Raw genomic sequence first — 24,457 nt, forward strand, 5'->3', positions numbered from 1 at the left:
GTTCCTGCGGGGCGTACAGACAGAGGGGCATACGGGGGGGAGGGGCGCGGCGACCGGTCAGGACGCGGCGGCGGGCGGGGAACTCCGGGTCAGTACGGCCAGGTGCATGCCGAGGAAGTTGATCTCGGACTCGGGGAGGGCGGCCCCGAGCTCCCGATCGGCCCGTGCGGCGACGGCCCTGGCGCGTGCGACCGCTTCCGGATGGTCCGCCAGCTCGGCGGCGACCTGGTCGTCGGTGAGGAACTGCTCGATCGGCTCACCGTTCAGCAGTCGGCCGATGGCCATCATGAGATGGCTGGTCAGCATGGAGGCCGTCGCCTCGGTGACGAGGTGCCCCTCGGCTTCCAGGGCGGCGAGTTCGGCGGCGACGAAGTCGGCCACCTCGGGTTTGACCTGACCGCCTTCGCGGAACAGCTGGATCCGCAGTGCGAGCTGGTCGTCCATGATCGTCCTCCTCAATCAACAATAACCGGGATTCTGTATTTTCGAGGTGTGCGGCGCTCCGGGATCATCCGCTTCGCGGCTGCCGGGCCGGCGGGTCAGTACGAGGGGACGCGCTCCCCCCGCAGTACCTCACTCTGCAGTCGCGTCACCGTCGAGAGGTCGAGCGACTCGCGGACGGCGGCGAGCGCCTTCGCCCCCTCGGTCCGGCCGATCACGGCGGCGGTGGAGTTGCGCAGCGCCAGTTCCCGGGTGACCTCGTCGCCGAGCGGCACTACATCGACGCCCAGCCCGAGCCGGTCCTGCGCCTCGTCGAGGTTCCAGACGGTCGCGTCCACCTCGTTCCGTGCGAACAGGTCGTGCAGCTGCATGTAGGAGGCCTCCCGCCACTCGATGTCCTCCCGGCCGGCGAACACCCGCTCCACGAGCATCCGCAGATCCTCCGAGGCGTGGTCGATCGCCACCCGGAGCCCCGGCGAGGCCAGGTCGACCCCGTGTCGTACGAGCATGCCGTGTGCGCCGACGTAGGTGGCGGGGCCGAGGTCGGCCACCAGTTCCACCGGGTGTTCGGCGATCAGCTGGTCGGCGGCGAAGCGCGACAGCACCACCAGGTCGACCTTGCCCTCCAGCAGGGCGGCGGTGCGGGCTCCGGCGCCCCGCATGAACGTGATCGCGAACGGTGCGCCCGCCTCCTCGAAGGCGCTGCGCAGGCCGGTCGCCAGCCCCTCGTACCTGCGCGAGTAGGGGAGCGGCATGGCCGCGAGCAGGGTTCCCAGCCCGGACAGCCGCCACAGGACGGTGCGGTCCGAGCGGACCAGGAAGGTCCCCAGGTGGCCTCGCGCGGTCGTGGAGATCGCCCCGGCGTCCTCCAGCAGCTGGAGGGCGGCCTGGACGGTTCCGTTCCCGCAGCCCAGCTCCTCGGCGAAGTCGCGCACGCGGGGCAGCCGGGTGTCCGGCTCGTGATGCAGGAGCAGGACGGCCAGCTGCCGGGCGGCGAGGCCGTTGCGCGTGAGGAGTCGGTCGTCGAGGTCGTTCACACATCAAACAGTAAACAGGATTCTGGATACTGGCAAGGGTCGTGCCGCCGGGCCTGAGGGGACGGCCAGGGGCCGGCTCAGTCCGGCAGGGGGACGCGGATCACGGGATCGAACGGGTGCTTGTTGAAACCGCTGCGCACATTGCGGCAACTCGGCGCCTGGCACATGAAGAACTCGTCGACGCTCCGGCGGCCCGTCCGGCCGCGGAGCCAGGTCTTCTCATCGGTGGTGAGGGAACGGTGCTGCTCGTCGGAATCGCACGTGTAGCAGTACATGGCGCGGGCCGGCACGGGACCTCCTGAAGCGGGCGAACTGGCAGAAGGCGAAGCATATGAGGGCGCGTCGGCCGTGGGTGGTGTAGGCGCGCCCGAACCTGTCGCTGTCGGTGTCGGGACCGCAGCGGCCCCGCCCGGAGAGCCGCCGCGGTCGGTCGCCGGCGTCAGCGGGTCAGGGTGAACGCCTGGGCCGGGGAGCCGGAGCATGGCTGCTGCGAGAGCCCGGCCCCGTCGGCTGTCGAGGAGTTGTCGACACTCAGGCCCTCGCTCCGGGCGTGCGGGTCGGACCGCGCGTCGGCCTGCCCACTGACTGGTTGCTCAGCGGTTCACCTCAAGCCTGCCGAGGCCCCGGCGAAGATCTTCCGGCAACGGGAAAGAACGCGCGAGCAGACTACTTACCAACCACCATGGACACCTTCGCCGCCCGTGGTTACAACAACGCCTCGCTGGGCCAAGGCCCGTACGCCGCGCAGCCCCGGATGCCCGGCAGCGACAGCAGGACATCCTGGCCATCGCTCGCCGAGATCGCGGGCCGGGTCGGCCTTGCCATGTCCACGGATTCCGGTGACAGGAGCCACTGGACCTGGAGGCCGTCCATGAACGCGATGATGGCGTTGGCCGGTTCGGCCCGCACGCGGCAGGCTGACCCACCGCGACCGGGCCGGTCGCCTACTCCAGACCGTTGCGTGCGGCGAGCCTCAACAGGACGCCGATCAGGGCGGGTTCGAGCCCGAGCGCCGTGAAGGTGAGTGGTTGCGCGCCCCGCCGTTCGATCTCGACGCGGTGGGAGGCCATGAGGAGGGAGGCGCTGCTCGTCCTGCGCAGACCGGTCACCTCTCGCCACACCACCGCGTCCCGTACCCCGCCGAGCGGGCCGGTGACGGCGATGCCTCCCTGGTGCAGCCGGCACTGGTTGCCGCCGCATCGCGCGCTGACGAAGCGCCACGCCAGACGCAGGCCGAACAGGACGAGGACCACGGTCGCGGCCACGGCGCCCTTGAGCAGCGCGGAGTTCGGCCTGATCCACACCAGCAGGGCGATCAGGACGACCACCAGCAGGGTGACGGTCCGCACCGCGAACTGGGCGAGCGCGCCCGCGAGCCCCACGGCGTGGTACGTGCCGATCCGCTGCCCCAACTCCGGTGCGCTCCGGGTCTGTCGCACGATGAACCGCCTTCTCGGGATGTGAAGCCACCGGCCCGCACGTCCTCGACCGATCGAGTGGCGGGCCCGGACGGCCGCGCACCGTCCCTCGGCGCCGCCGCGCACCCGACGTTATGGCCGCCCGAGACATGACACCAGCGACCGAATCGCATGGGACCCATGCGCGACCGGAATGTGATCGGGGAGGATGCCGGTGGTCGGGCGGCGAGCACGACGGCAAGGAGGAAGTCATGTGGGAGAACGAATCGCTCCGGTTGCTCGTCACCGTGGCCGAGACCGGATCGTTCACCCGGGCGGCGGCCCGGCTGGACTACACGCAGTCCGCGGTGTCCCGGCGGATCGCCGCGCTGGAACACAAGGCGGGCGGTCCGCTGCTCGTACGCCTCCCGCGAGGCGTACGGCTCACCCCCGCGGGGCGGGTGCTGCACCGGCACGCCGTGGACCTGCTCGACCGCCTGGCCCGGGCCGAGCGGGAGCTGACCGTGCTGCACGCCGGAGGCGGCGGGCCCCTGCACACCGGCGCGTTCGCCACCGCCAACATCGCACTCCTGCCGACCGCGCTGCGCGCCCTGAAGGACGCCCGGCCGGGGATCGACGTGGTGGCCGACGAGAACCCGACCGGCACGCTGATGCGGCAGCTGGCGGACGGAACGCTGGACCTCGCCGTCGTGAGCGACTATCCCTACGGCCTTCCCTCGGCCGACGGGATCACGACCACCGTGCTGTGCGAGGACGAACTGCTCGTCGCCCTCCCGCGCCGACACCCCCTGGCCGGAGACGAAGCCGTCGACCTGTACGAACTCCGCGACGAGACCTGGATCCAGAGCGCGTACGGCGACCGCCCCACGATGCTCGCCGACGCCTGCGCCCGAGCGGGCTTCACCCCGGGAAAAGTCATGCGGATCGCCGGGTGGGCGGGCAAGTTCGGCTACGCGGTCGCCGGGCTCGGCGTGGCCCTGGTCCCCTCGCTGGCGGCGCCGGCGGTGCCGGGCGAACTCGTCCTGCGCCCCCTCACCGACCCCGCCATGCGCCGGACCGTGCATGTGGCACTGCCCGACACGCCGCTCCCGGCGGCCCTGGCCCTGCGGGAGTGCCTGATCGGGGCGGTCGCGGACCAGGAACGGCCCCGCTCACCGGGATGAAACGGCTCGTGCCCCGTCCCGTACGCCCGTTCCGGGCGAGGGGGCGACGGAACCGCGCCCCTCCCGTACGTTCATGCCGTCCATCGCCCCCAACTGCGCGTCCAGGGAGGCCAGGAGCCAGTCGTGCGCGGAGCCCGGAGTCGGCTCGGGGCGGCCGCCGGGAGCACTGATCACCTCGGCCGTCAGCTCCCAGTAGCGGTCGATGCGCGGATCGGCCGCGAGCCGGCCGGCCAGTACGCGGCGGAAGGCCGCCGTGTCGGGGGCGCCGTACGTGCTCGCGTACGCGTCCACGAAACCGTCCAGCGCCTCGCCGGGACAGGGCTCCGCCTCGCGGCGCAGCTCCCCGCCCGCCAGGTCGTACGCCTCGGCGAGACCCGCGTACAGCACGGCCGACGCACGGGCCCCGGCGGCGCCGTGCGCCCGGGGCTGGCAGGAGCCGCCGCCACCACCGCCCCCGCACGGACGGGTCACGTAGGCGTGCAGCCGTGCGAAGGCGAGGACCTGGTCCGGCCGCGGGGCGTCGGGCAGGTCCGGCACCGCCGCCTCCAGGAACGCGGTGACCGACCGGGCGGGCATACGGGGCGGCAGCCACGCACGCCAGAACCGGGCCAGCGAGGCGGTGCTCGGCGGGGCGGCGACCGCACCGACCAGCCGCAGCCGGTCGGGCCGTTCGGCCGGCGGGCTCTCCTGTACCAGCCTGAGCGCGGCCTCCCGCCAGCGCAGCGCGGCGAGCTCGGAGCCCAGGGAGCGCAGCCGGCCGGCCACTGCCTCCTCCAACGCGCCACCCTCCCCGGCCCCGTCGCTGCGCCCGCTCTGCTCGTCCTGCTCGTCGAGGATGCGGCGCACCTCGGGAACCGCCAGGTCGAGGCCGCGCAGGGAGCGGATCATGCGCAGCCGCTCCACGGCCTCCGGGGCGTACCTGCGGTGCCCGCCGGCGCTGCGGGAGGCCTCCGGAAGCAGCCCTCGGTCCGAATAGAAGCGGACGGTCTTGACGCTCACGCCCGTGTGCTCGGCCAGTTCGCCGATGGTGCACAGACCGTCGTACGACGAGAACACTTGAACCTCCACCAGGGGGAGTTCCTACGGTAACGCCGAGCGCTGCCGGGAGATCGGGCCGGGGCGCGGGAGACACCGTGACGAGGAGTGACCATGACTGTATTCATCCTGGTGGCCGGGGCGTTCACCGGACCCCACGTGTGGCGGGACACCGCCGCTCGGCTGGCCGCGGACGGCGCCGAGGTACGAACGGTGGCGCTCACCGCGCTCGGCGGACGCCCCGCGGATGCCGGCGAGGCCGTCGACCTGGAGACCCATGTCGCGGACGTGCTCGCGGTGATCGACGCGGTGGCGGCGGAGGCCGCCGACCCGGAGATCGTGCTCGTCGGCCACGACTACGGCATTCACCCGGTGCTCGGTGCCGCCGACCGGAGGGCCGGGGCGATCGCCCGGATTGTCTACCTGGACGCCGGGATGCCGAGGGACGGAGTCCCCGCCCTGGCCGCAGTGCCCGACCAACGCCTGCGCGAGGAGGTGTTGGAGCGCGCCGCCGGAAACGGGGGACGGGGGCCCGGCGGTGAACTGCCGCCCCCGGCCCGGGACGCGTGGTCCCGCTGGGGGAGCGTCGCCGGTCTCTCCGGGGCGGCGCTCGACGGACTCACCGCCCTCGCGGCACCGCAGCCGCTGGGCACGCTGCTCCAGCCGTTGCGGCTCACCGGAGCCGTGGCCGACGTGCCCGTGACCGGGGTGCTGTGCACCGGCAACGGACCGGGCGTCGAGATGCTCCAGATCCTGGTGGACGTCGGCGACCCGGCGCTCCGGACACTGGCCGAGGCCCGGGTGCCCTTCCTCGAACTGCCCACCGGGCACTGGCCGATGCTGTCCTGCCCCGCCGCGCTGGCCGAGACCCTGATCGAGGCTGCGTCCGGCGGGGGGCACCGGCTGACCGCCGCCGACGCCTCCCATACGCCCGCCCATCTGCGGCCGTTCCTGCTCGACGTGCCCGAAAGGCCCCGCGAGCGGACCGGGAACACCGACCTGTACCTGCCGGACGGCCCGGGCCCGCACCCGGCCGTGGTCTTCGTGCACGGCGGCCCGGTGCCCGCCGAGGCGCGGCCCACGCCCCGGGACTGGCCGACCCTGACGGGATACGCACGCCACGTCGCGGGGCAGGGAGTCGTGGGCGTGACGCTCGACCACCGCCTGCACGCCGTGACCGACTACGAGGTGGCTGCCGCGGACGTGGCCGACGCGGTGGAGCGGGTGCGCGCCGACCCGAGGGTGGACGCGGACCGGATCGTCGTGTGGTTCTTCTCGGGCGGAGGTCCGATCGTGGCGGACTGGCTGACGGACCCGCCGCCGTGGCTGCGCTGCGTGGCCGCGAACTACCCGATCCTCGCGCCGCTGCCGTGGTGGGGGTTGGGCGACACCCGTTTCCACCCGGTCCGGGCGGTCTCCCGAGCCGGTCGCCTTCCCGTCGTGCTGGTCCGGGCGGAGCGCGAGAGTGCCGAGATCGCCGCGACGGTCGAGGAGTTCCTGACCGAGGCCGCCCGCTGCGGAGCGAACGTCGAGGTCATCGATGTACCGGAGGGGCGTCACGGCTTCGAGACCCTCGACCCGACCGACGGGGCGCGTGAGGCCGTGCACCGCGCGGTGGGCGCGGTGCTGGCCCGCTTGAAGGAGTGACGTCCCGATGCGCGTGAGAGGGGTGGCCCGGGGGCGGGGCGACTACTCGATGACCAGCTCGACGTCGATGTTTCCCCGAGTGGCCTTGGAGTACGGGCAGTAGGCGTGGGTGGCCTCGACCAGCTCGCGCCCGGCCTCGCCCGCGAGGGTGTCCGGGAGTTCCACGCGCATGACCACCGAGAGCCCGAAGCCGTCGCCGTCCTTGCCGATGGAGACCTCGGCGGTCACCGACGCGTCCTTGGTGTCGACCTTCATCTCGCGACCGACCGCGGCCATCGCGCCGGCGAAACAGGCGGCGTAGCCGGCGGCGAAGAGCTGCTCGGGGTTGGTGCCCCGGCCGTTGCCGCCGAGAGCCGGAGGCATGGCGAGGGGGAGGTCGATCTGACCGTCCGAGCTCACGGCACGGCCCTCGCGGCCGTTGGCGGTGGCGGCGGCGGTGTACAACGCGTCCATGGGTGGTGACCCTCCACTGGAGCCCCGACCGGGATGGTCGCGGCGACAGGAATAAAGATTGCACACAACTGAGTTGTGTGCAACTTAATGACGTGGTCGGCGGTACGCTGGTTCCATGACCACTGCTCCGGGCGCCTCGCCCGATCTCTCCGGCGTCCCCGACGCGGAGCTGTTGCGACTGGACCACCAGGTCTGCTTCTCGCTGCACTCCGCGTCGCGCGCGTTCGGCGGCTTCTACCGGCAGGCTCTCAAGGACCTGGGCCTCACGTACTCGCAGTACCTGGTCATGCTGGTCCTGTGGGAGTACGGCCCCCAGCCGGTCAAGGGCATCGGGGACCGCCTCCAGTTGGACTCCGGAACCCTCTCACCGCTGCTGAAGAGGCTGGAGACTGCCGGACTGGTCCGGCGAGAACGCAGCCGCCAGGACGAACGGTCCGTTCTGATCGACCTGACCGACGAGGGCGCGCGCCTGCGCGAACGCGCGCTGTCCGTCCCCCGCGGCGTGCTGGACGCCACCGGTCTGTCCCTGGACGAGGTTCTTGGGCTGCAGGACGTCCTGGGCCGTCTCGCCGCCGCCCTGGGCGAGGCCGCCGACGCCTACTGAGCCGCCGAGGGCCGGCGTGCCCGGCGGTCAGTCGTCGTGGTGGGTCAGGGCGTCGGCGATGCGATCGGCGACCGCCCGCCGCATGCCGGGGTCCAGTGGTTCCGCGGTCAGTGATTCGTACAGCCACAGGCCGTCGGCCGCGAGGCGGACGATGAACCGGTCGAGCGCGGCCGGATCCGCCGCCGCCGGGGACGGCGCCCAGCGTTCCGTCACGGCTTCCCACACGGCCGCGTGCGCGGGGTTCGTCGAGCCTTCGAGCATCAGCAGGAGCTCGGCCCGCGTGGCGCTCTGGATGGCGACCCGGGTGTAGGCGGCGAGCCGTTCCTTCCGGGTGGCCTCGGCCGCGGGCTTCCCGGCCGCCGCGACCAGGTCGGCTTCCCACTGGTCGGCCAGATGCTGGTGGATCGCCCGGACGAGGTCGTCGCGCGAGGCGAAGTGGTAGAGGAGGCCGCCCTTCGTCAGTCCTGCCTCCGCGGCGACGGAGTCGAAGGTGACGCTCTTGACGCCTTCACGTTGTACGACACGGGTGGCGGCTTCGAGGATCTGGGTCCGTTTGCTGGTGCGCATGGGTGGCTCCCGTGCCGTCGGGTCGGTGGCGTCCCGGACTCGGTGGTGTACCGAGCTCGGGGGCGTACGGAGCTGAGTGGGGTGCGGCGCTTCAGTGGTGTGCGGGGCCGGACAGGGCCGAGCCGGGGCCGTGGCGGCGCAGCAGCACGCCGGTCGCGAGGGCGCCGACGGCGAGGACGGCGGCGACCACGATCATCACGGCGAGGTACGCGCCGTCGAACGCCTCGGACGCCGCGGTGACCAGCGCGGTATTGGTCCCCGCCCCTTCGCCGGCCAGGGCGAGCGCGCTGTCGAGGCTGTCACGCGCCCGTTCGGAGACCCCGGCGGGGAGGTCGATGGTCGCGGAGTACACGGCGGTCAGCAGGCTGCCGAGGAGGGCGACCGCGACCAGGCTGCCGAACTCGTAGGAGACCTCCTCGACGGACGAGGCCATGCCCGCCCTGCGGGCGGGGACATTGCCCATGATCGCGCTGGAGGCGACGGACATGGCCGCGCCGAGTCCGCTGCCGGTGATGATCAGCCCGGTGACGAGGAGGCCCATGCTGGTGGCGAAGTTCGTGAGTACCAGCACGGTGCCGACGGCGCCCAGTGCGAGACCTCCGGCGATAAGGGGCAGCAGCCCCACCCGGTGGAGGATCGCGCCCCCGAGCATCGCGGTGGGGAACGCGCCCAGGGCGACGGCCGCGACGAGGAATCCGGCCCGCAGCGGGGTGAAGCCCTCCACGAGCTGGAAGCGCTGGGTGGTGACGAGCTGGATGCCGGCGATGGCGAAGAGGGCGAATCCGGCGGCCAGCACCCCCGCGAGGAAGGCCCGGTTGCGGAAGATCGCGAAGTCCAGCAGCGGGTAGGGCAGGCGGCGCTGACGTAGGGCGAACGTCCATCCGCCGACCACGGCCGCGAGGACGGCGGCGGCGATGACGGCCGGAGCGGGGTCGGTCTTCGCCGTCTCCTTGATCGCGATGACGAGGCCGACCAGGGCGACGAGGGCCAGGAGCGAGGAGACGAGGTCCCAGCGCTTGGAGGGGTCCGGGTCGTTCGGCGGGGCGACGAACAGTGTGGCCACGATCGCCGCGAGGACGACCGGGATGTTGATGATGAAGACCGATCCCCACCAGAAGTGCTGCAGCAGGATCCCGCTGATGATCGGCCCCAGCGCGCTGCCCACGACCGCCATGGTGCCCCAGACCGCGATGGCCATGTTGCGCTCGCGCTCGTCGTCGAAGGTGACGCGGATCAGGGCGAGGGTGGCGGGCATCATCGCGGCCGCGCCGACAGCGAGGAAGGCCCGCGCGGCGATCAGGGCCTCCGGGCTGGTGGAGAACGCCGCGACGAGCGAGGCCGCACCGAAGACCACGAGGCCGATCAGGAACATCCGACGGTGTCCCACCCGGTCACCGAGCGTGCCGCTGCCCAGGAGCAGGCCGGCCATCACGACCGGATAGGCGTTGATGATCCAGAGCCCCTCGGAGCTGCTCGCACCGAGATCCTCCACCAGCGTCGGCAGGGCCGCGTAAAGGATGGAGTTGTCCAGCGTGATCAGCAGGAGCCCCGCGCTCACCACGGTCAGGAGCAGCCAGCGCCGCTTCGTGCTGATGGTCATCCCGCATGAGCCTCACTGTGAGAACCGCCCCGAACTCCGTAACTGTACCTTACGAAAGGTACAGTTACGGAGTTCGGGTGACAGGTGAACCTGTCGAGAGCCGAAGCGACAGATTTGATTGCCGATGTGGTTGATGACAGATAAAATTGTCACATGAATGATGTGAAGGCGATCCCGACCCCTGATCAGAGCGAAGAGAACTTCTGGGCCACGGTCCTGACCCCGGTGGACCCCGCCTGGATCGAGCCCCGCGACGACGACACGTTCGCCATGGACGAGCAGGTGCTCGACGCGGTCCGGTCACTGGCGGAACGGATCTCGACGCGCGCGCTCGCCTACCGCGCGGCCGGCAAACCCTTCGACGCCGCCCTCATGGCCGCGCCCGATGTGCAGCTGGCGATGGTGCGGTCGCTTTACGAGGCCAAGCGGTCTGTCGACCGGCTGGCCGAGAGCGCGGCCACCGTCGCCGGACGCGGTGGATCCAGCTACGCGCAGCTCGGCGCGGCCTGGGGTGGCATCAAGCGTCAGTCGGCGCGTGTCAAGTGGCCGCACGCGGTGCCCAAGAAGTCCGCCAGCGAGTCCATTCCGCTTCATTACGCGGGCGGCGACGCCGTGATTCACCACGATCCGGGCGCCGACGCCTGGTGGTACACCGCCACGGGAGCGGACTTGCAGGAGGAGGAGTCGGAGGCCATCCACGGCACATCCGCCGAGGCCATCGCGCGGGCCACCGAGTTCCTGCTGTCGCACGACCGGTCCGCGTGACACGGGACCGCACGACCGGTCCGCGTGACTCGCGTGGCGCGGACCGCGACCGTGCGGCCGCCGTGGGAGCACGGCGGCCGTTCAGGTCGCGTCCGCTCCGTGGTGGAAGTCCCAGGCGTCGATGTCGCGGTAGTGGATCGGCCCCGGGCCTCGGCCGATGTTGCTGCCGACCAGATGGAGACGGGCAGCCTCCCAACTCCGGCCGGTGAACGCGGCGAGCCCCGCCGCGGCCTCCACCGTGGCCGTGTGGTCGCCCCGGCGGGACCGGGCCAGCGTCAGATGGGGCCGCAGGGGCCGCTCGGCGAAGGAAACACCGCACTCCCTGACGAGGGCGCGTACGTCGGTGGCGAGGTGGTGCAGCCCTGCGAGGTCCCCCGTGACCCCGGCCCACAGCACCCGCTCGTCGAAGTGCCCGCCGCCGTGCAGCGCCAGCCGCAGGGGACGTCGCCGCGCCGCGAGCCCGGCGAGCGGGGGCATCAAGGGCGGGACGGCGGAGACCGGCAGCTCACCGAGGAACGCCAGGGTGATGTGCCAGTCCTCGACGCGGTTCCACCGCATGCGGGGATGGGCGTCGTAGGCCGGGCGCAGCGCCTGCGCCAGCTCGTTCTTCGCGTCGTCGGGCGGGGCGAGCGCAAGGAACACGCGGGTCGTCGTGGCCCGGACGCGTCTCTCCGCAGGGGGGCCGGTCACGGCTTCGAGCGGTTCGTTCACCTGCCGTACCGTACGTGCCGGCCGTGCCCCGGCCGCGACGCGGGGCCCGATGCCGGACCCGGGCGCGGGCCGACGTCGTACCGTACGGCGCGACGCGGCCCGGAGGAGTGCCTGAACCCGCGGGCGGCACGGAGAAGAGCCGGACCGGACTGGGCGCGCCCGGACGTTCCCGGCGGCTGAGCAGCAGCCCACGCTCACGGGTGTGGCGGGTGGAGACGGCCGGGACGCCGGTGGTGGTGAAGCAGATCGTTGACGGTCCCGACGCCGACGAGCGTTACGCCCGTGAACTGGCCGCGTTGCGTCTCGCCGCCGGAGCCGACCCGGCCGTGGTGCCCGCACTCCTGGGCACCGCCCCCGACAACCGGGTGCTGGTCCTGGAACATCTGGACCACCGACCACCCTCCGGCGACTGGATCGTGGACTACGCGGCGGCACTGGCCCGGCTGCATGCCGTCGCCCGTCCCGAGCACGCCGGAGTGCTGCCCCGCTGGCAGGGCCCGGACGCCGCCGACGCAGCCTCCTTCCTCCGGCCGGCCGCCGCTCTCGACGCTCCCGTCCCTCCCGGCGTGCCCGGCGAGCTCGACGGCCTCGTGCACCGGCTCGCCCGGGCGCCCGGGCACGCCCTGCTCCACGGCGACCCGTGCCCCGGCAACGACCTGCACACCACCGGCGGGACCCGGTTCATCGACTTCGAACAGGCCTCACTGGGCAGTGGGCTGGTGGAGCTCGCCTACCTGCGCATCGGCTTCCCGACCTGCTGGTGTGTCACCGCGGCCCCGGCCCCGCTGCTGGAACGGGCGGAGACCGCCTACCGCACGGCGTGGCGCGCCGAGGCCGGCGACGAACTCCACGGCGACCTCACCGACTTCTGCGCCGGCCGGCTGATCCGGGGCGACGCCCTGGTCCCGCGGGCCAACCGCGAAGGCGCTGATCACCTGGCCCGGATCCCGGTCCGCGACTGGAAGTGGGGCACCGTGGCGGCCCGTCAACGCCTCGTCCACCGGCTCGGTGTCGTCGGCGGCATGACCGCCGGCCGCGATGGTCCGAGCGGACTGAGCACCCTCTGCGCGGACATGCGCCGGCGGATGCTCGCCCGCTGGCCCGGGCTCCGGCCCGTCCCCGCGCGACGCCCCTGACCGAGGCGGTTCGCCGCACGGCGTCAGCGGGCCCAGCCCGGTGTCCACGCGTCGGCCGGCGGCGTCGGCCGTACCTGCGCGAGGTACCTGCGCAGCGCCGCAAGGACCGGGTGCGGATTGCCCGTCCGGTACAAGAACACGTGCGGATAGACCGGAGTCGGACCCACGACAGGGATCCGCCGCAGATCGTGCGAGGCCGGCCACACGTATCGGTCCCGGGAGCCGACGAGTGTGGCCAGCGCGTCGGAGTCGGCGATCGAGTCCATCAGCGCCTCGGTCCCGAAGTCGGGCCCGACGGCGTCGATACGCAGACCGAAGTCCTCCGCGAGCCGGTCGTAGTAGGCGGCCCACTCGGTGCCCTGCTTGATGCCCGGGATCCAGATCCGGTGCCCGGCCAGGTCCGCCGGGGCCAACGACCGGGCGCAGGCCAGCGGGTGGCGCGGTCCGACGAGGAGCTGCAACGGATCGTCCAGGACGCGTTCGGCGCTGACCCCGTCGGGCAGCGCGCCCCCGGGCACGGCGCGGAAGGTCGCGTCGATCTCGCCGGCCCGCACAGCCTCGGCCGCCCCGGCCACGTTCGCGTCCGCGAGCGTCACCACGTCGAGGTCCGTGCCGGGGTGGGCCTGGTAGAAGCCGCGTACGGCCAGCGCCGGGGCGATGCGCCGGTGGAGCACGTCCACACGCAGCACCCGGTCCCCGGGGCGTACCGAGGCGACGGCCCGTTCCACGGCCCGCAGCACCTCGCGGGCGTGCGGCAGGAAGGCCTGCCCGTCCGGAGTGGGGCGCGCTCCGCGGACGAACAACGTCACCCCGAGCACGCGTTCCAGGCCCGCCACGCGCTTGGAGACGGCCTGCTGACTGATGCGCAGGTCCATGGCGGCTTCCCGGAACTGTCCGGTGTCCGCGACGGTGACGAACGTGCGCACGGCTTCGATGTCCACACCCTGAAGCCTATGCGCCCACAACCATGGGTTGTGGCTCACCGCGTATCAACAGGCGTACGTCCGCGACGTGGGCGCCTCGGGTGAGGGGACGAGGCCCAGGAGTGAGAGATCGACGCTGAGCGCGCCTTGCGCCCGTGGCATAGGCTCATGCCTATGACGCAAGAAGATGGTGAGCTGGACAGCCTGGTACGCAAACGCATCCGCGCCCTGCGCGTGGCCCAGGGCTGGTCCCTGGAAGAGCTCGCCGCCCGCGCGAAGGTCAGCCAGTCCACGCTCAGCCGCATCGAGAACGGCCGGCGCCGGCTGGCCCTGGACCAGTTGGTCACGCTCGCCCGCGCCCTGGACACCTCCCTCGACCAGCTGGTCGAGACGGCCTCCGACGACATCGTCTCCAACCCGACGGCCGACGGGGCCCACGGCCAGCTGCGGTGGCCCATCAAGGCGGAACCCGGCATGACCGTCATCCGTCAGCGCCTGACCGAGCCGCCGCCCGACAACCCCTCCCGGCTGCGCGCGCATCCGGGCCGCGAGTGGCTCGTCGTCCTCTCCGGCACCGCGATCCTGCTTCTGGGCAACCGGCGCCTGCGGATCGAGACGAACCAGGCGGCGGAGTTCCCCACGATGCTCCCGCACGCGATCGGCGCCGAGGGCGGGCCGTGCGAGCTGCTGGGCATCTTCGACCGGGACGCCCGCCGTGGCCATCAGCGCGGCGAAGGCGCGGAGAGGACGAACCGCCCGGCCCCGCCAGGGCCGAGCCTCCCGTGACGCGTGCGGGACGGCGCGTCGGAGTGCCTGACGTACGGTCGGACCACCGCCCCTGGCGTACGGCCGGACCATGGGGCGGGGGCCCGCCGATCATGACGATCGGCGGGCCCCGGGCACCGGTCCGCGCAGCTGACAGCCCGTGGGTCTCAGCGACTCACGCGGGGTCGACGCGTGAGACGGCGCCGGCGCTGCCGAGGACGTACAGCTCGCCGTCACCGCCCTCGACGAACGAGATGACCTCGCCGCCGCTGACTCCGAGGTCGCCTACGCCGGTCACCTCGCCGTTCTCCAGTTGGAGCGTACGCAGCGTGCCGTCGCAGTAGTCGCTGAACACATAGCTCCCCCGAAGGTCCGGGAGCGCGTCGCCGCGGTAGACGAATCCTCCGGTCACCGAGCAGCCGAGGCCCGTACGGTCGTACTCGTGGACCGGCGGGACGTGGTTCGCCGGCTCCGTGCCGCCCCGGAAGGGGTGGGTGCCCTCCATGGAGGACCAGCCGTAGTTCTCGCCGCCCTCGCTGTCCGCCGGGGCCCAGTCGATCTCCTCCCAGTCGCTCTGGCCGACATCGCCGATCAGCAGGTCGCCCGTGCCCGCGTCGAAGGAGAACCGCCACGGATTGCGCAGCCCGTAGGACCAGATCTCGTCCTTCGCGTTCGCGTCGTCCACGAACGGGTTGTCCGCCGGGATCGCGTACGGTTCGCCTCCGCTCGGGTCGATCCGCAGCAGCTTGCCGAGCAGCGTGTCGAGCTTCTGCCCGTTGCCGTGCGGGTCGCCGCCCGCGCCGCCGTCACCGAAGGCGATGTACAGATAGCCGTCGGGGCCGAACTTGATGTCCCCGCCGTTGTGGTTCGCGTACGGCTGCGTCTGGGTCAGGACGGTGCGCCGGCTCTCCGGCTGGAGCCGGCCGTCCTCCACGGCGAACTCGTCCACCGTGCTGGTGCCTTCGAGGTCCGTGAACGAGATGTAGAAGTGCGCGAACGTCTTGTCGAACGCGACACCCAGCAGGCCGCGTTCGCCGTCCGTGGTGGTCTCCGCGGAGATGTCGAGCACGGGTGCGCCGAGGCCTTGATCGTCCAGCACCCTTACGGTGCCCGCGCGTTCGGCGATCCACAGGGTGTCATCGGGCCCGGCCGCCCCGGCGGACGGGCTCTGGGCCCTGGCCACTTCGGTCAGGGACGCGTTCACCGGCTGAACCGGGGAGGCGGGCTCGTCGGCCGACGCCGTGGCCAACGCCAGTGACGTGACGAGGCAGAGAGTGCCGATGATCGCCGAGCTTCTGGTGCGAAATTTCACCGTGGCCTCCTGGAGGCGGCGAAGGGGGGGAGGTCACCCGGCTGCTCGAGCGGAGTTGAGTGGGGGGCACGAGCCGGCAGGCAACCTGGGTGGGGGAGTTGGGTGTGTCACCGGCTACAGGCGAGGATAGGGGGACGGACGTGGTCTGGCCTAGACCAGCGTTGCGGCGTTTTCTCCCGCGGCGGTGCTCGCGCACTCCGCGAGTCGGTAGTCGGCCAATCGTCGACGCGAACATAGCCGGGGATCTACACGTACCGCTGTTCGGTCGCTGATGGGAGCGCTCCAATGTCTTCCAACTACGCCTTCGTGCAACGTAATTGCGCTGCATCGCTTGACAGTCGTTGAATGCCACGCCAGTTTGGGAGCGCTCCCACACGCACGCTTCCCCACTCGAATCCCCTACCTCCTGAGCGTCACGGACCCCTGAACCCGTCCGTCGCCACCCCCGACGGGCGTTACGAGAGGAGCACGGAGCCGCAATGAGAAGCAGAGGCACCACCCCGCACGCACTCCGCAGAAGAGCGGCCGCCGCACTGTCCGCACTGGTCATGGGCGCCGCACTCGCGGTGGCCGTACCCGGACAGGCGTCGGCCGCCGACCGCGTCGACAACCCCTACGCGGGCGCCACCGCGTACGTGAACCCCGACTGGTCCGCCAAGGCCGCCGCCGAGCCCGGCGGCGACGTCGTCGCGGACGAGCCGTCCTTCGTCTGGATGGACCGCATCGCCGCGATCGGCGGCACACCCGGCGCGCGAGGCCTGCGCGCGCACCTCGACACGGCCGTGAGCCAGGGAGCCGACCTCTTCCAGGTCGTCATCTACAACCTCCCCGGCCGGGACTGCGCCGCCCTCGCCTCCAACGGTGAACTCGGCCCCACCGAGCTGAGCCGCTACAAGGACGACTACATCGACCCCATCGCCGGCATCCTCGGCGACCCCGCCTACGCGAGCCTGCGCATCGTCACGCTCATCGAACCGGACTCGCTGCCCAACCTGGTCACCAACGCCGGAGGGACCGCCGGCTCCACCCCCGAGTGCGCCACGATGAAGGCCAACGGCAACTACGAGAAGGGCATCGGATACGCCCTGCACACCCTGGGCGCCCTGCCCAACGTCTACAACTACGTCGACGCCGCCCACCACGGCTGGCTCGGCTGGGACTCCAACTTCGTCCCCGCGGCACAGCAGTTCAAGAAGGCCGCGACGACGGAGGGCGCCACCGTCTCCGACGTGCACGGCTTCATCGTGAACACGGCCAACTACTCGGCGCTCCAGGAGCCGCACTTCGCGGTGACCGACTCCGTGAACGGGACCACGGTGCGCCAGTCGCGCTGGGTGGACTGGAACTACTACGTGGACGAACTCTCGTTCGCCAAGGCCCTGCGTACGGAACTGGTCCGGCAGGGCTTCGCCTCCGACATCGGCATGCTCATCGACACCGCCCGCAACGGCTGGGGCGGCTCCTCCCGGCCCGCCGGCCCCGGACCGCTGACCAGCGCCGACGCCTATGTCGACGGTGGCCGGACCGACCGGCGGATCCACGCCGGCAACTGGTGCAACCAGAGCGGCGCGGGCATCGGCGAGCGCCCCACGACCGCCCCCGAGCCGGGGATCGACGCGTACGTCTGGGCCAAGCCCCCGGGTGAGTCCGACGGCAGCAGCGAGCCCAGGGACAACGACGAGGGCAAGGGCTTCGACCGGATGTGCGACCCGACGTACACCGGCAACGGCCGCAACGGCTTCAACCTCACGGGCGCACTGCCCGACTCCCCGGTGGCCGGGCACTGGTTCTCCGGACAGTTCCAGGAACTGCTCCGCAACGCCCACCCGCCGCTGGACGGCGGCAGCGGAGGCGAGGACGACACACAGGCGCCGACCGTGCCCACGAACCTGCGGGTGACGGCCAAGTCCAGCAGCAGCGTCACCCTCGCCTGGACGGCGTCCACGGACGACACCGGCGTCACGGGATACGACGTCCTCCGCGACGGCACCCGGGTGGGGACCACGGCCACGACGACCTACACGGATACCGGCGTGAGCGCTTCGACCGCCTACAGCTACTCGGTCAGGGCCAAGGACGCCGCAGGCAACCTCTCGGCCGGGACCCCGGCCGCACAGGTCACCACCGAGGCGGGCGGCGGTACCGGAACGGGCGCGCTCAAAGCCGAATACCGCAACACCGACGGCTCTCCGACCGACAACCAGATCCGGATGTCCCTCCGCCTGGTCAACACCGGTTCGGCCGCGATCGACCTGTCCACGGTCACGGCCCGCTACTGGTTCACCTCCGAAGGTGGCGCCAGCACCTTCGCCACCGCCTGCGACTACGCGGTGCTGGGCTGCGGCAGCGTGACGCACGGCGTCCGACCGGTGAGCACACCGGCCACCGGCGCCGGCCACTACCTGGAGGTCGGCTTCGGCGCCGGCAGCCTCGCGGCGGGCGCCACGACCGGGGAGATCCAACTGCGGCTCAACAAGAGCGACTGGTCGGCGTTCCAGGAGAGCGACGACTACAGCCGCTCCACCAACACGGCCTTCGCCGACGCCCCGAGGATCGGCGTCTTCACCGGCTCCACGCTCGCCTGGGGCGCCGCCCCCTGACCCGCTCCACCACCGGCAAGGCTCCCGGCACTGCCGCTGCCCCTCTCCCCGGACGACGGGAGAGGGGCAGCGGCGCGGAGGCCGGGACGGACCGGAACCGGGTCAGCGCACGTCGACCCGGTCGCCGGAGCCGATCGTGCCCAGACGTGACGACGTGGCCTTGAACTGCGCCTTCCAGGTGCCGTCCTTCTTGGCGGTGAACCCCTTCGAGAAAACGCCCTTGCCGTTCGTGCGTACGGTCGCCGACTTGCTCCACTTGCTGGAGCCGTCGGCCTTGAACAGGACGATCACCAACTGGCCGGAGGCGTTCTTCCAGGTGCCGTCCAGGCTGCGCAGGGTGCCCTTGACGGTGATGGTGCGCCCCTTGCGGACCGGCTCGGGGGAGGCGTTGAAGCCGGAGACGGCGGTCCGCAGCTTGACGTCCACGTTGTCGGAGGTGCTGACGGCCGCGGCGCGGTCGGCGGTCCCCGCGTAACGGGCGCGCCAGGTACCGTCCTTGACGGCGGTGACCGATGCCGAGGCGACGCCCTTGCCGGTGGTGCTGACCGTGGCGGCCCGGCTCCAGGTCTTGCCGCCCTTCGCCCGGAACTCGATCACGACGGGCGCCTCGGCCAGCGGCCGCCAGACGTTGTCCGTGGCGCCGACGGTCTGGAGCGTGGCGACCACCTTCAGCTTGCCACCCTTGCCGACCGGCTCGGGAGAGGCGTTGAAGGAGACGATCCGGGCGGGCACCGCGGACACCGTGAGAGCGGCGGCCGAAGTGGTCGTCGCACCGGACGTGTTGACGAAGACGGCACGGTAGCGGTGGCCGTTGAGCGCGGCCGACGCCTTGACCGACAGGGTCGTCGTGGCGGCTCCGGCGACGGTGCTCCAGGTCGCGCCACGGTCGGTGCTGCGCTCCCAGCGGACCGAGTCCGCGCCGGTCGCGGCGGCGGTGAACGTGCCGGTCGCGCCGGAGCGGACGGTACGCGACGCGGGGTGCCGTGTCACGGTGGCGGCAGGGACCTCGACGCCGAACTTGAGCGGCTGGGCGACGTCCTGGGCCCGGGAGGGCATCCAGGTGGAGTCGCTGCCGTCGTGCGAGTTGAAGCTCGTCACGAAGCAGGCGGTGGCGCGGCAGTCGACGACGGGGGCCCCGGAGGGGGCGAAGGTCTCGGTGAGCTTCAGCGTGACGCTGAAGGTGCCGTCCGCGCCGACCTGACGGACGTACGCCGCGTTGCCGAAGACACTGGGGTAGGTGGTGCCGGGCAGGGCTATGGACTGGGCCAGATACACGCCGCGCCCGGGCTGGTAGCCCTTGCCGCTGACGGTGACCTCGTTCTCGGCGCCCAGGCCGGTGACCTGGCTGACCGTCAGGGTGGGGACGCTGACGCCGCCGCTGATGGCGAGGTGGTCCAGCGCCGTGCCGACCGCGTACATGGGCCGGCCCTGGTAGGCGAAGATGGCCGCGCCCTCGACGGTGAGCGTGGCCGTGATGCCCGTCCAGTCCAGGACGGTTCCGTCGAGCGCGTCGGCGGACGCGGTGAGCGCGGCGAGCGGCACGCCGGGCGTGGTCACCGGGGCCTTGCCGGCGGCGATGTCGGTCGTTACGTCCATGTGGAGCGTGCCCTTGCCGTCCTTGAGGACGACACGAGGGTTGGCGAGCGTGATGGCGGTTATCCCGTGACTCGGGACCGCGTAGGTGACCGAGCCGCCGAAGCGAACATCGGCGGAGAGCTTGGCAGGGTCCACCGATCCGTGCTTGACGGGATAGCCGACCCGTCCGGTCGCGTCCGCGGTCGCGCCGTCGGCCACGTTCACCGAGCCGCCCGCGCCGGTGACGTAGCGGACCCAGGAGTCCTTGAAGCCCCACGAGGACCGGCCGGACACCAGGATCGGGGAGGCCGCGGACGTGGTACCGCCGGCCTCGGCCCGCTGGGCTGCGTGGATGCCCGGAGTGGCGGCGGAGGCGGGAACGGCGAGGACGCCGGCGCCCACGGATACGACGGTCAGGGCGGCAAGAGCGGCCAGGCGGCCGCGGCGGGGCATGGACATGCGCTGCATGTCTCCTTCGGGGGAGGGGCACGGCGCACGTCTGGACGGAGCCGTTCCCGGGAGGCGAACGAAAGAAGGGGGGAGACCGGCTTCTCGGCGTGTGGGGACCCGAAGACGACACATCGCATATTAGGTGAGGCTTACCTAATTGTCACGACGATGGGGTGTGGCCGGGGACGGTGACGGCGGGCGGACTCCAGCGGCGGGCGCGGGACGGCCCGGGGGAGACGCCGTACTCCTGCTTGAGCTGTTCGGGGATGGCGTAGTGCATCACGCGTCCACGGGTGAGGGAGGACAGTTCGAGGACGGTGGTGAGGTGACCGAGACGGTCCAGGGCCCAGGCGCCGAGGGGGGAACGGTCCTCGACGGTCTCCAGGACGCCGAGGAGGTGGGGCACGGCCTTGACGACGGTGTCCCACGAGGTGCGGGGCACCTGGAGCCAGTCGGCGCAGGTGGAGCCGACCAGGTGCCGGATGAGCGCGGAGACGATCGGGTCGAAGAGGGTCCCGGGTACGACCTCCTCGTAGAGGTCGATGAGCTGTCGGGTCAGCAGCGCGCCTTCCTCGGAAGGCCCCATGTGCCGGATCATGTAGAGGTCGAGGAACCGGCGTGCCTCGTCCAGGGTCCGGGGGACGGCCTCCTGGCTGACGCCCAGCATCGCGCCGACCACGCGCCAGGCGTAGTAGTAGGCCGCCGCGCCCTCCTCCGACATGTGGATGCCGAGACGGTGGAGGCTGTCGAGCACGAGCAGCGAGAAGAACATCTGCCCGCCGATCATGTCCTCCTGGCAGATCGGCGTCCCGAGCGCGTCAGTGTCCCACCGCTTCTCGCGCAGGAGGTGATGGCGGATCGACGCGTGCAGAAGGCGGACCTTCTGGGCGGCGGGGAGGAAGCGGCCCCCGGCCTCGAAGGCATCGGGCCGCATCAGATAGACGGTGAACTGGCCCGTCTCCGCCATCCGTTTGGAGGGGTATTTCAGCCCGTGGGTGGCGGAGAGGAGCTTCGCCACGTGTGGGACCACATAGCAGGCCGGCATGGAGGCGAACGACAGTGCGGTGGAAATATGCACGTTGTTGTCGATGAAGAACAGCCGGGCCTTCTCCATCTCCTCCCAGTCGACCCAGGCCGGCGGAGCGCTTGTGGCCTGAAGGTATTCCCGGGCGACATCGGGCAGCCCGTCCGGCAGGGGAGCGCCGGCGGTGGAGACGTAGCGCATCAGTGTGTTGAACGTGCCCACCTCTCCGCGTTCGAAGAGCGCGGCGACGGTGGCGTCGGCCAGTTCGTCACCGCCCTGCCGCAGAGCGTTCATTGAAGCCTCGGTGTAGGTCAAGACGGACTTCCTAGTTCTCGGTGCGGTGCGGTGCGGTGCGGTGTGCGTGTGTGCGTGTGTGCGTGTGTGCGGCGGGCGGGCGGGAGAGGAGTCAGGACAGTCGGACGGTCGCCGAGTTCGCCAGCGCCGTCAGGGCGTCGGCCGCGTGTGACGGCATGTCCAGCTCATGGAGGGCGTCGAGGGCTTCCTCGACGCGCGCCGTGATCATGTCTTCGACGAGGCCGGGGGTCTTCAGCCTGCGCATGACGTCGCGCACCGCGTTGAGCCCGTCCTCGTCCAGGTCGCGCCGGCCCAGAAGGGCCCGTAGCCGGTCACGGTCGTCGTCACCGGCGACCCGCCAGGTCTCCGCCAGCAGGGTCGTGGGCCGGTGGCCGCACACGTCGTCGGCATTGGCCTTGCCGGTGCGTCGCGGGTCTCCGAACAGCCCGAGCAGATCGTCCCTCAGCTGGAAGGCCTCGCCCAGCGGCAGCCCGTAGGCGGAGTAGCCCTCGCACAGCCGACCGCCTGCCCCGGCCAGCGCCCCACCGATCAACAGGGGCTGCTCGACGGTGTACTTGGCGGTCTTGTACCGGATCACCTTCAGCGAGGCCGCGGTGTCAGGCTCCGCCCCGGTGCGCAGGATCTCCATGCACTCGCCCGCGATCAGCTCCCGGCCCAGCACCGTCCACAACGGGCGGGCCCGGCCCAGATAGGCGGCGGGCAGACCGCTGGTGGTGAACAGCTGCCCGGCCATCCCCATCAGCAGATCGCCCACCAGCATCGCCAGCGACCTGGCGGCGGCGACGGAACGCGGGCGACGGCGCACGGCGCCGCGCAGAGCGATGTGCGCGGTGGGGCGGCCGTGCCGCAGCGCGCTGTCGTCGATGAGATCGTCGTGCACGACAGCGGCGGCGTGGATCATCTCCAGGGAGGCCGCGGCCCGCACCAGAGCGTCGCTGTCCGGCTGCCCCGCCGCCCGCCAGCCCCAGTAACAGAACGCCGCTCGCAGCCTTTTGCCGTCCGCGACGACCGCCTCCACCTGCTCGGCCACCGGGGTCAGGGATGGGTCGATCGCCGCGAACAGCTCGGCCTCCCGGGCGACGAACGGGTGCAGCACCTCGTCGACCCGGAGCTTGAACGCGGCCGCATCCCAGCGGTCAGGCGTCATCGGCGGCCCGCCGGGCGACGGCTTGCCGGGCGAGCAGCTCCAGATGGGCCGGCGGCGGGGCGGCGTACCTGCCCAGCACCAGGCGCCCGCGCGCCATCAGCTCGTGCTCGGCGTCCGCCGCCATTTCCGCGGCGTCCGAGCGGCGCAGCAGCCCGCGCACCGCTCCCAGGGCCGAACCCACCGTGCTCACCGCCAGATCGGCCGCCCCCGCCACGAGCAGGACCACCCGCTCGTCCAGGTCCCCGTCACGTCCCGCTTCTCGCGTCATGCCTCTCCCCACCCCACAATTGCCGACGGCGCGGGTCGCGCGCCCGCCCCACAGCATCGCGACGCACAGGGAGCCGAAGGAGCGGAAGTCACGATCGAGTGATCTACTCGCTCGACCGTACGGTTCGCAGTCGCAGTCGCAGTCGCAGTCGCAGTCGTTGCCGCCGCCGCAGTCGCGGGAGGTCCCCGACCCGTCGTGCCACGGGGAGGAGGCCGCGGTCTTGTGGTTTCCGCCAGTACGGCGGTGCGCCGTGGGCGCGCGAGACCGTCCGCCGGAGCTGTGTCGCGTTGCCGCGTCTGAGGCGTACGACGGACCGGCCGCGCACCTTCGGACGTGGTGGGCGCGGTCGATCCGTCAGCGCCGAAGACCGGCGTTCAACCGGGCGGCCTGGCGCGTGAGGTGGTCGCGCTCGGCGAGCGTGGGGGCCCGGTGAGCGGCCTCCGCGTACAGTCGGGCCGCCTCCGGCAGATCGCCGTCGCGCTCGTGGAGATACGCCGCCACCGCCGTGTGGCGGGGCAACGCGTCGCTCAGCGCTGCGAGTTCGGCCAGCCCGGCGCGCGGTCCGTCGGCTTCGCCGACGGCCACCGCACGGTTGAGCCGGACGACCGGGCTGTCGGTCAGGGCCGCCAGTTCGTCGTACCACTCGACGATCTGCACCCAGTCGGTCTCCCCGGCGGTCGGCGCGTCGGCGTGGAGCGCCGCGATGGCGGCCTGGGCCTGGAACTCGCCCAGCCGGTCGCGGGCGAGGGCCCCTTGCAGGATCTCGACGCCCTCGGCGATCGCTCCGGTGTCCCAGCGGACCCGGTCCTGCTCGGCGAGCGGCACCAGGCTCCCGTCGGGTGCGGTCCGGGTGGCGCGGCGGGCATGGTGGAGCAGCATGAGGGCGAGCAGCCCCGCCACCTCCGGGTGGTCGATCGCTGCCGCGAGCTGCCGGGTGAGCCGGATCGCCTCGGCGGCGAGGTCGACGTCGCCGGAGTAGCCCTCGTTGAAGACGAGATAGAGGACGCGCAGCACGGTGGCGACGTCGCCGGGCTGATCGAACGGCACGCCGGAGACGGTGCGCTTCGCCCGGCTGATCCGCTGCGCCATGGTCGCCTCGGGCACCAGATAGGCCCGGGCGATCTGGCGCGTCGTGAGCCCGCCGACGGCGCGCAGGGTGAGCGCGACGGCGGACGACGCCGTCAGCGACGGGTGGGCGCACAGGAAATAGAGCTGGAGCGTGTCGTCCACCGCCGGCACGGGGCCGGGCGAGGGCTCCTCGTCGACGAGGTCCTCCCGCCGGCGCCGGGCGGCCTCCGCCCGGGTGGCGTCGAGGAACCGCCGCCAGGCCACGGTGACCAGCCAGCCCTTCGGGTCGCGCGGTCGCTCGTCCGGCCATACGCGCACTGCCTCGACCAGGGCGTCCTGCACGGCGTCCTCGGCCGCCGCGAAATCTGCTCCGCGGCGGACGAGGACTCCGAGGACGCTCGGTGTGAGGCTCCGCAGGAGGGCCTCGTTCATC

The 24,457-nt window shown here is 72.1% G+C and carries 23 protein-coding genes and 1 pseudogene; 7 read left to right on the forward strand and 17 right to left on the reverse strand.

Annotated elements, in window-relative coordinates:
- Positions 1–57: 57 nt before the first annotated feature.
- The 5 genes and pseudogenes from AB0F29_RS11700 to AB0F29_RS11720 all read right to left on the reverse strand — a co-directional run bounded on the left by AB0F29_RS11700 (position 58) and on the right by AB0F29_RS11720 (position 2,917).
- Positions 58–444: a PRD domain-containing protein gene (locus tag AB0F29_RS11700; RefSeq protein WP_361870272.1), complete on the reverse strand. Its 387-nt coding sequence runs from the start codon at positions 442–444 to the stop codon at positions 58–60.
- A gap of 95 nt (positions 445–539) precedes the next feature.
- On the reverse strand, positions 540–1,478 hold the full coding sequence (gene yhfZ, locus AB0F29_RS11705; RefSeq protein WP_361870274.1) for a GntR family transcriptional regulator YhfZ: 939 nt from the start codon (positions 1,476–1,478) through the stop codon (positions 540–542).
- A 77-nt stretch (positions 1,479–1,555) separates the two neighbouring features.
- Positions 1,556–1,768 carry a hypothetical protein gene (locus AB0F29_RS11710; protein ID WP_018956374.1) on the reverse strand — a complete coding sequence of 71 codons (213 nt, stop codon included), beginning with the start codon at positions 1,766–1,768 and terminating at the stop codon, positions 1,556–1,558.
- Positions 1,769–2,183: 415 nt separating this feature from the next.
- Positions 2,184–2,372, reverse strand: a pseudogene (locus tag AB0F29_RS11715) (hypothetical protein); the annotation flags it as partial.
- Positions 2,373–2,422: 50 nt separating this feature from the next.
- Positions 2,423–2,917 carry a hypothetical protein gene (locus AB0F29_RS11720; protein ID WP_361870277.1) on the reverse strand — a complete coding sequence of 165 codons (495 nt, stop codon included), beginning with the start codon at positions 2,915–2,917 and terminating at the stop codon, positions 2,423–2,425.
- 230 nt (positions 2,918–3,147) lie between these two features.
- Between AB0F29_RS11720 and AB0F29_RS11725 the strand changes: the two genes are divergently transcribed.
- On the forward strand, positions 3,148–4,059 hold the full coding sequence (locus tag AB0F29_RS11725; protein WP_361870280.1) for a LysR family transcriptional regulator: 912 nt from the start codon (positions 3,148–3,150) through the stop codon (positions 4,057–4,059).
- Here the strand turns inward: AB0F29_RS11725 and AB0F29_RS11730 are convergent.
- Positions 4,048–5,115 (reverse strand): MerR family transcriptional regulator, encoded by a 1,068-nt coding sequence (locus AB0F29_RS11730; RefSeq protein ID WP_361870414.1) that lies wholly within the window; start codon positions 5,113–5,115, stop codon positions 4,048–4,050. The two genes, AB0F29_RS11725 and AB0F29_RS11730, sit on opposite strands and share 12 nt — an antisense overlap.
- A 93-nt stretch (positions 5,116–5,208) precedes the next feature.
- Between AB0F29_RS11730 and AB0F29_RS11735 the strand changes: the two genes are divergently transcribed.
- Positions 5,209–6,741, forward strand: coding sequence for an alpha/beta fold hydrolase (locus AB0F29_RS11735; RefSeq protein WP_361870282.1), 1,533 nt, complete (start codon positions 5,209–5,211; stop codon positions 6,739–6,741).
- Between the two features lie 42 nt (positions 6,742–6,783).
- Here AB0F29_RS11735 and AB0F29_RS11740 read toward each other — a convergent pair whose 3' ends face one another.
- Positions 6,784–7,194: an Ohr family peroxiredoxin gene (locus AB0F29_RS11740; RefSeq protein ID WP_361870285.1), complete on the reverse strand. Its 411-nt coding sequence runs from the start codon at positions 7,192–7,194 to the stop codon at positions 6,784–6,786.
- 115 nt (positions 7,195–7,309) lie between these two features.
- On the opposite strand from AB0F29_RS11740, the gene AB0F29_RS11745 reads away from it, so the two are divergent.
- Positions 7,310–7,798: a MarR family transcriptional regulator gene (locus AB0F29_RS11745; protein WP_361870288.1), complete on the forward strand. Its 489-nt coding sequence runs from the start codon at positions 7,310–7,312 to the stop codon at positions 7,796–7,798.
- A 27-nt stretch (positions 7,799–7,825) separates the two neighbouring features.
- Here AB0F29_RS11745 and AB0F29_RS11750 read toward each other — a convergent pair whose 3' ends face one another.
- Together AB0F29_RS11750 and AB0F29_RS11755 are read right to left on the reverse strand one after the other, a co-directional pair.
- Positions 7,826–8,365: a TetR/AcrR family transcriptional regulator gene (locus tag AB0F29_RS11750; protein WP_361870291.1), complete on the reverse strand. Its 540-nt coding sequence runs from the start codon at positions 8,363–8,365 to the stop codon at positions 7,826–7,828.
- Between the two features lie 91 nt (positions 8,366–8,456).
- On the reverse strand, positions 8,457–9,965 hold the full coding sequence (locus AB0F29_RS11755; RefSeq protein ID WP_361870293.1) for an MFS transporter: 1,509 nt from the start codon (positions 9,963–9,965) through the stop codon (positions 8,457–8,459).
- Positions 9,966–10,118: 153 nt separating this feature from the next.
- On the opposite strand from AB0F29_RS11755, the gene AB0F29_RS11760 reads away from it, so the two are divergent.
- Positions 10,119–10,730, forward strand: a complete 612-nt coding sequence (locus tag AB0F29_RS11760) for a hypothetical protein (RefSeq protein WP_361870296.1) — start codon at positions 10,119–10,121, stop codon at positions 10,728–10,730.
- Positions 10,731–10,811: 81 nt separating this feature from the next.
- On the opposite strand, the gene thpR is transcribed toward AB0F29_RS11760, so the two are convergent.
- A complete protein-coding gene (gene thpR, locus AB0F29_RS11765) occupies positions 10,812–11,441 on the reverse strand; it encodes an RNA 2',3'-cyclic phosphodiesterase (protein WP_361870299.1) in 630 nt (209 codons plus the stop codon).
- A gap of 107 nt (positions 11,442–11,548) precedes the next feature.
- Here thpR and AB0F29_RS11770 point away from each other — a divergent pair, with 107 nt between their 5' ends.
- Positions 11,549–12,577: an aminoglycoside phosphotransferase family protein gene (locus tag AB0F29_RS11770; RefSeq protein WP_361870302.1), complete on the forward strand. Its 1,029-nt coding sequence runs from the start codon at positions 11,549–11,551 to the stop codon at positions 12,575–12,577.
- A 23-nt stretch (positions 12,578–12,600) separates the two neighbouring features.
- Here AB0F29_RS11770 and AB0F29_RS11775 read toward each other — a convergent pair whose 3' ends face one another.
- On the reverse strand, positions 12,601–13,518 hold the full coding sequence (locus AB0F29_RS11775) for a LysR family transcriptional regulator (RefSeq protein WP_361870305.1): 918 nt from the start codon (positions 13,516–13,518) through the stop codon (positions 12,601–12,603).
- A 156-nt stretch (positions 13,519–13,674) separates the two neighbouring features.
- Here AB0F29_RS11775 and AB0F29_RS11780 point away from each other — a divergent pair, with 156 nt between their 5' ends.
- Entirely contained in the window at positions 13,675–14,286 is a 612-nt protein-coding gene (locus AB0F29_RS11780) for a helix-turn-helix domain-containing protein (RefSeq protein ID WP_032752572.1), read from the forward strand.
- A 154-nt stretch (positions 14,287–14,440) separates the two neighbouring features.
- Here AB0F29_RS11780 and AB0F29_RS11785 read toward each other — a convergent pair whose 3' ends face one another.
- On the reverse strand, positions 14,441–15,577 hold the full coding sequence (locus tag AB0F29_RS11785; RefSeq protein WP_361870308.1) for a PQQ-dependent sugar dehydrogenase: 1,137 nt from the start codon (positions 15,575–15,577) through the stop codon (positions 14,441–14,443).
- A 479-nt stretch (positions 15,578–16,056) separates the two neighbouring features.
- On the opposite strand from AB0F29_RS11785, the gene AB0F29_RS11790 reads away from it, so the two are divergent.
- Entirely contained in the window at positions 16,057–18,177 is a 2,121-nt protein-coding gene (locus tag AB0F29_RS11790) for a glycoside hydrolase family 6 protein (protein WP_361870311.1), read from the forward strand.
- Positions 18,178–18,279: 102 nt separating this feature from the next.
- On the opposite strand, the gene AB0F29_RS11795 is transcribed toward AB0F29_RS11790, so the two are convergent.
- From AB0F29_RS11795 to AB0F29_RS11815, 5 genes are all read right to left on the reverse strand, one after another.
- Positions 18,280–20,211 (reverse strand): HtaA domain-containing protein, encoded by a 1,932-nt coding sequence (locus tag AB0F29_RS11795; protein ID WP_361870314.1) that lies wholly within the window; start codon positions 20,209–20,211, stop codon positions 18,280–18,282.
- Between the two features lie 151 nt (positions 20,212–20,362).
- Positions 20,363–21,541, reverse strand: a complete 1,179-nt coding sequence (locus AB0F29_RS11800) for an oxygenase MpaB family protein (protein WP_361870317.1) — start codon at positions 21,539–21,541, stop codon at positions 20,363–20,365.
- Positions 21,542–21,632: 91 nt separating this feature from the next.
- Positions 21,633–22,688 (reverse strand): polyprenyl synthetase family protein, encoded by a 1,056-nt coding sequence (locus AB0F29_RS11805; protein WP_361870320.1) that lies wholly within the window; start codon positions 22,686–22,688, stop codon positions 21,633–21,635.
- Positions 22,678–22,956 carry a polyprenyl synthetase gene (locus tag AB0F29_RS11810; protein WP_361870323.1) on the reverse strand — a complete coding sequence of 93 codons (279 nt, stop codon included), beginning with the start codon at positions 22,954–22,956 and terminating at the stop codon, positions 22,678–22,680. Before AB0F29_RS11810 ends, AB0F29_RS11805 begins: the two co-directional genes overlap by 11 nt.
- A gap of 354 nt (positions 22,957–23,310) precedes the next feature.
- Positions 23,311–24,456 (reverse strand): DUF6596 domain-containing protein, encoded by a 1,146-nt coding sequence (locus tag AB0F29_RS11815; RefSeq protein ID WP_361870326.1) that lies wholly within the window; start codon positions 24,454–24,456, stop codon positions 23,311–23,313.
- Between the last annotated feature and the right edge of the window lies 1 nt (position 24,457).

It is taken from the genome of Streptomyces sp. NPDC026589, assembly GCF_040638385.1.
Lineage (GTDB): Bacteria > Actinomycetota > Actinomycetes > Streptomycetales > Streptomycetaceae > Streptomyces.

Bases quoted from the DNA above. Each gene is read 5' to 3' on its own strand.
- AB0F29_RS11815 (WP_361870326.1), bottom strand. From the start codon at position 24,456: ATGAACGAGGCCCTCCTGCGGAGCCTCACACCGAGCGTCCTCGGAGTC.
- AB0F29_RS11745 (WP_361870288.1), top strand. From the start codon at position 7,310: ATGACCACTGCTCCGGGCGCCTCGCCCGATCTCTCCGGCGTCCCCGAC.
- AB0F29_RS11740 (WP_361870285.1), bottom strand. From the start codon at position 7,194: ATGGACGCGTTGTACACCGCCGCCGCCACCGCCAACGGCCGCGAGGGC.
- AB0F29_RS11805 (WP_361870320.1), bottom strand. From the start codon at position 22,688: ATGACGCCTGACCGCTGGGATGCGGCCGCGTTCAAGCTCCGGGTCGAC.
- AB0F29_RS11735 (WP_361870282.1), top strand. From the start codon at position 5,209: ATGACTGTATTCATCCTGGTGGCCGGGGCGTTCACCGGACCCCACGTG.
- AB0F29_RS11755 (WP_361870293.1), bottom strand. From the start codon at position 9,965: ATGACCATCAGCACGAAGCGGCGCTGGCTGCTCCTGACCGTGGTGAGC.
- AB0F29_RS11780 (WP_032752572.1), top strand. From the start codon at position 13,675: ATGACGCAAGAAGATGGTGAGCTGGACAGCCTGGTACGCAAACGCATC.
- AB0F29_RS11810 (WP_361870323.1), bottom strand. From the start codon at position 22,956: ATGACGCGAGAAGCGGGACGTGACGGGGACCTGGACGAGCGGGTGGTC.
- AB0F29_RS11760 (WP_361870296.1), top strand. From the start codon at position 10,119: ATGAATGATGTGAAGGCGATCCCGACCCCTGATCAGAGCGAAGAGAAC.
- AB0F29_RS11795 (WP_361870314.1), bottom strand. From the start codon at position 20,211: ATGTCCATGCCCCGCCGCGGCCGCCTGGCCGCTCTTGCCGCCCTGACC.
- AB0F29_RS11790 (WP_361870311.1), top strand. From the start codon at position 16,057: ATGAGAAGCAGAGGCACCACCCCGCACGCACTCCGCAGAAGAGCGGCC.
- AB0F29_RS11750 (WP_361870291.1), bottom strand. From the start codon at position 8,365: ATGCGCACCAGCAAACGGACCCAGATCCTCGAAGCCGCCACCCGTGTC.
- AB0F29_RS11700 (WP_361870272.1), bottom strand. From the start codon at position 444: ATGGACGACCAGCTCGCACTGCGGATCCAGCTGTTCCGCGAAGGCGGT.
- AB0F29_RS11725 (WP_361870280.1), top strand. From the start codon at position 3,148: ATGTGGGAGAACGAATCGCTCCGGTTGCTCGTCACCGTGGCCGAGACC.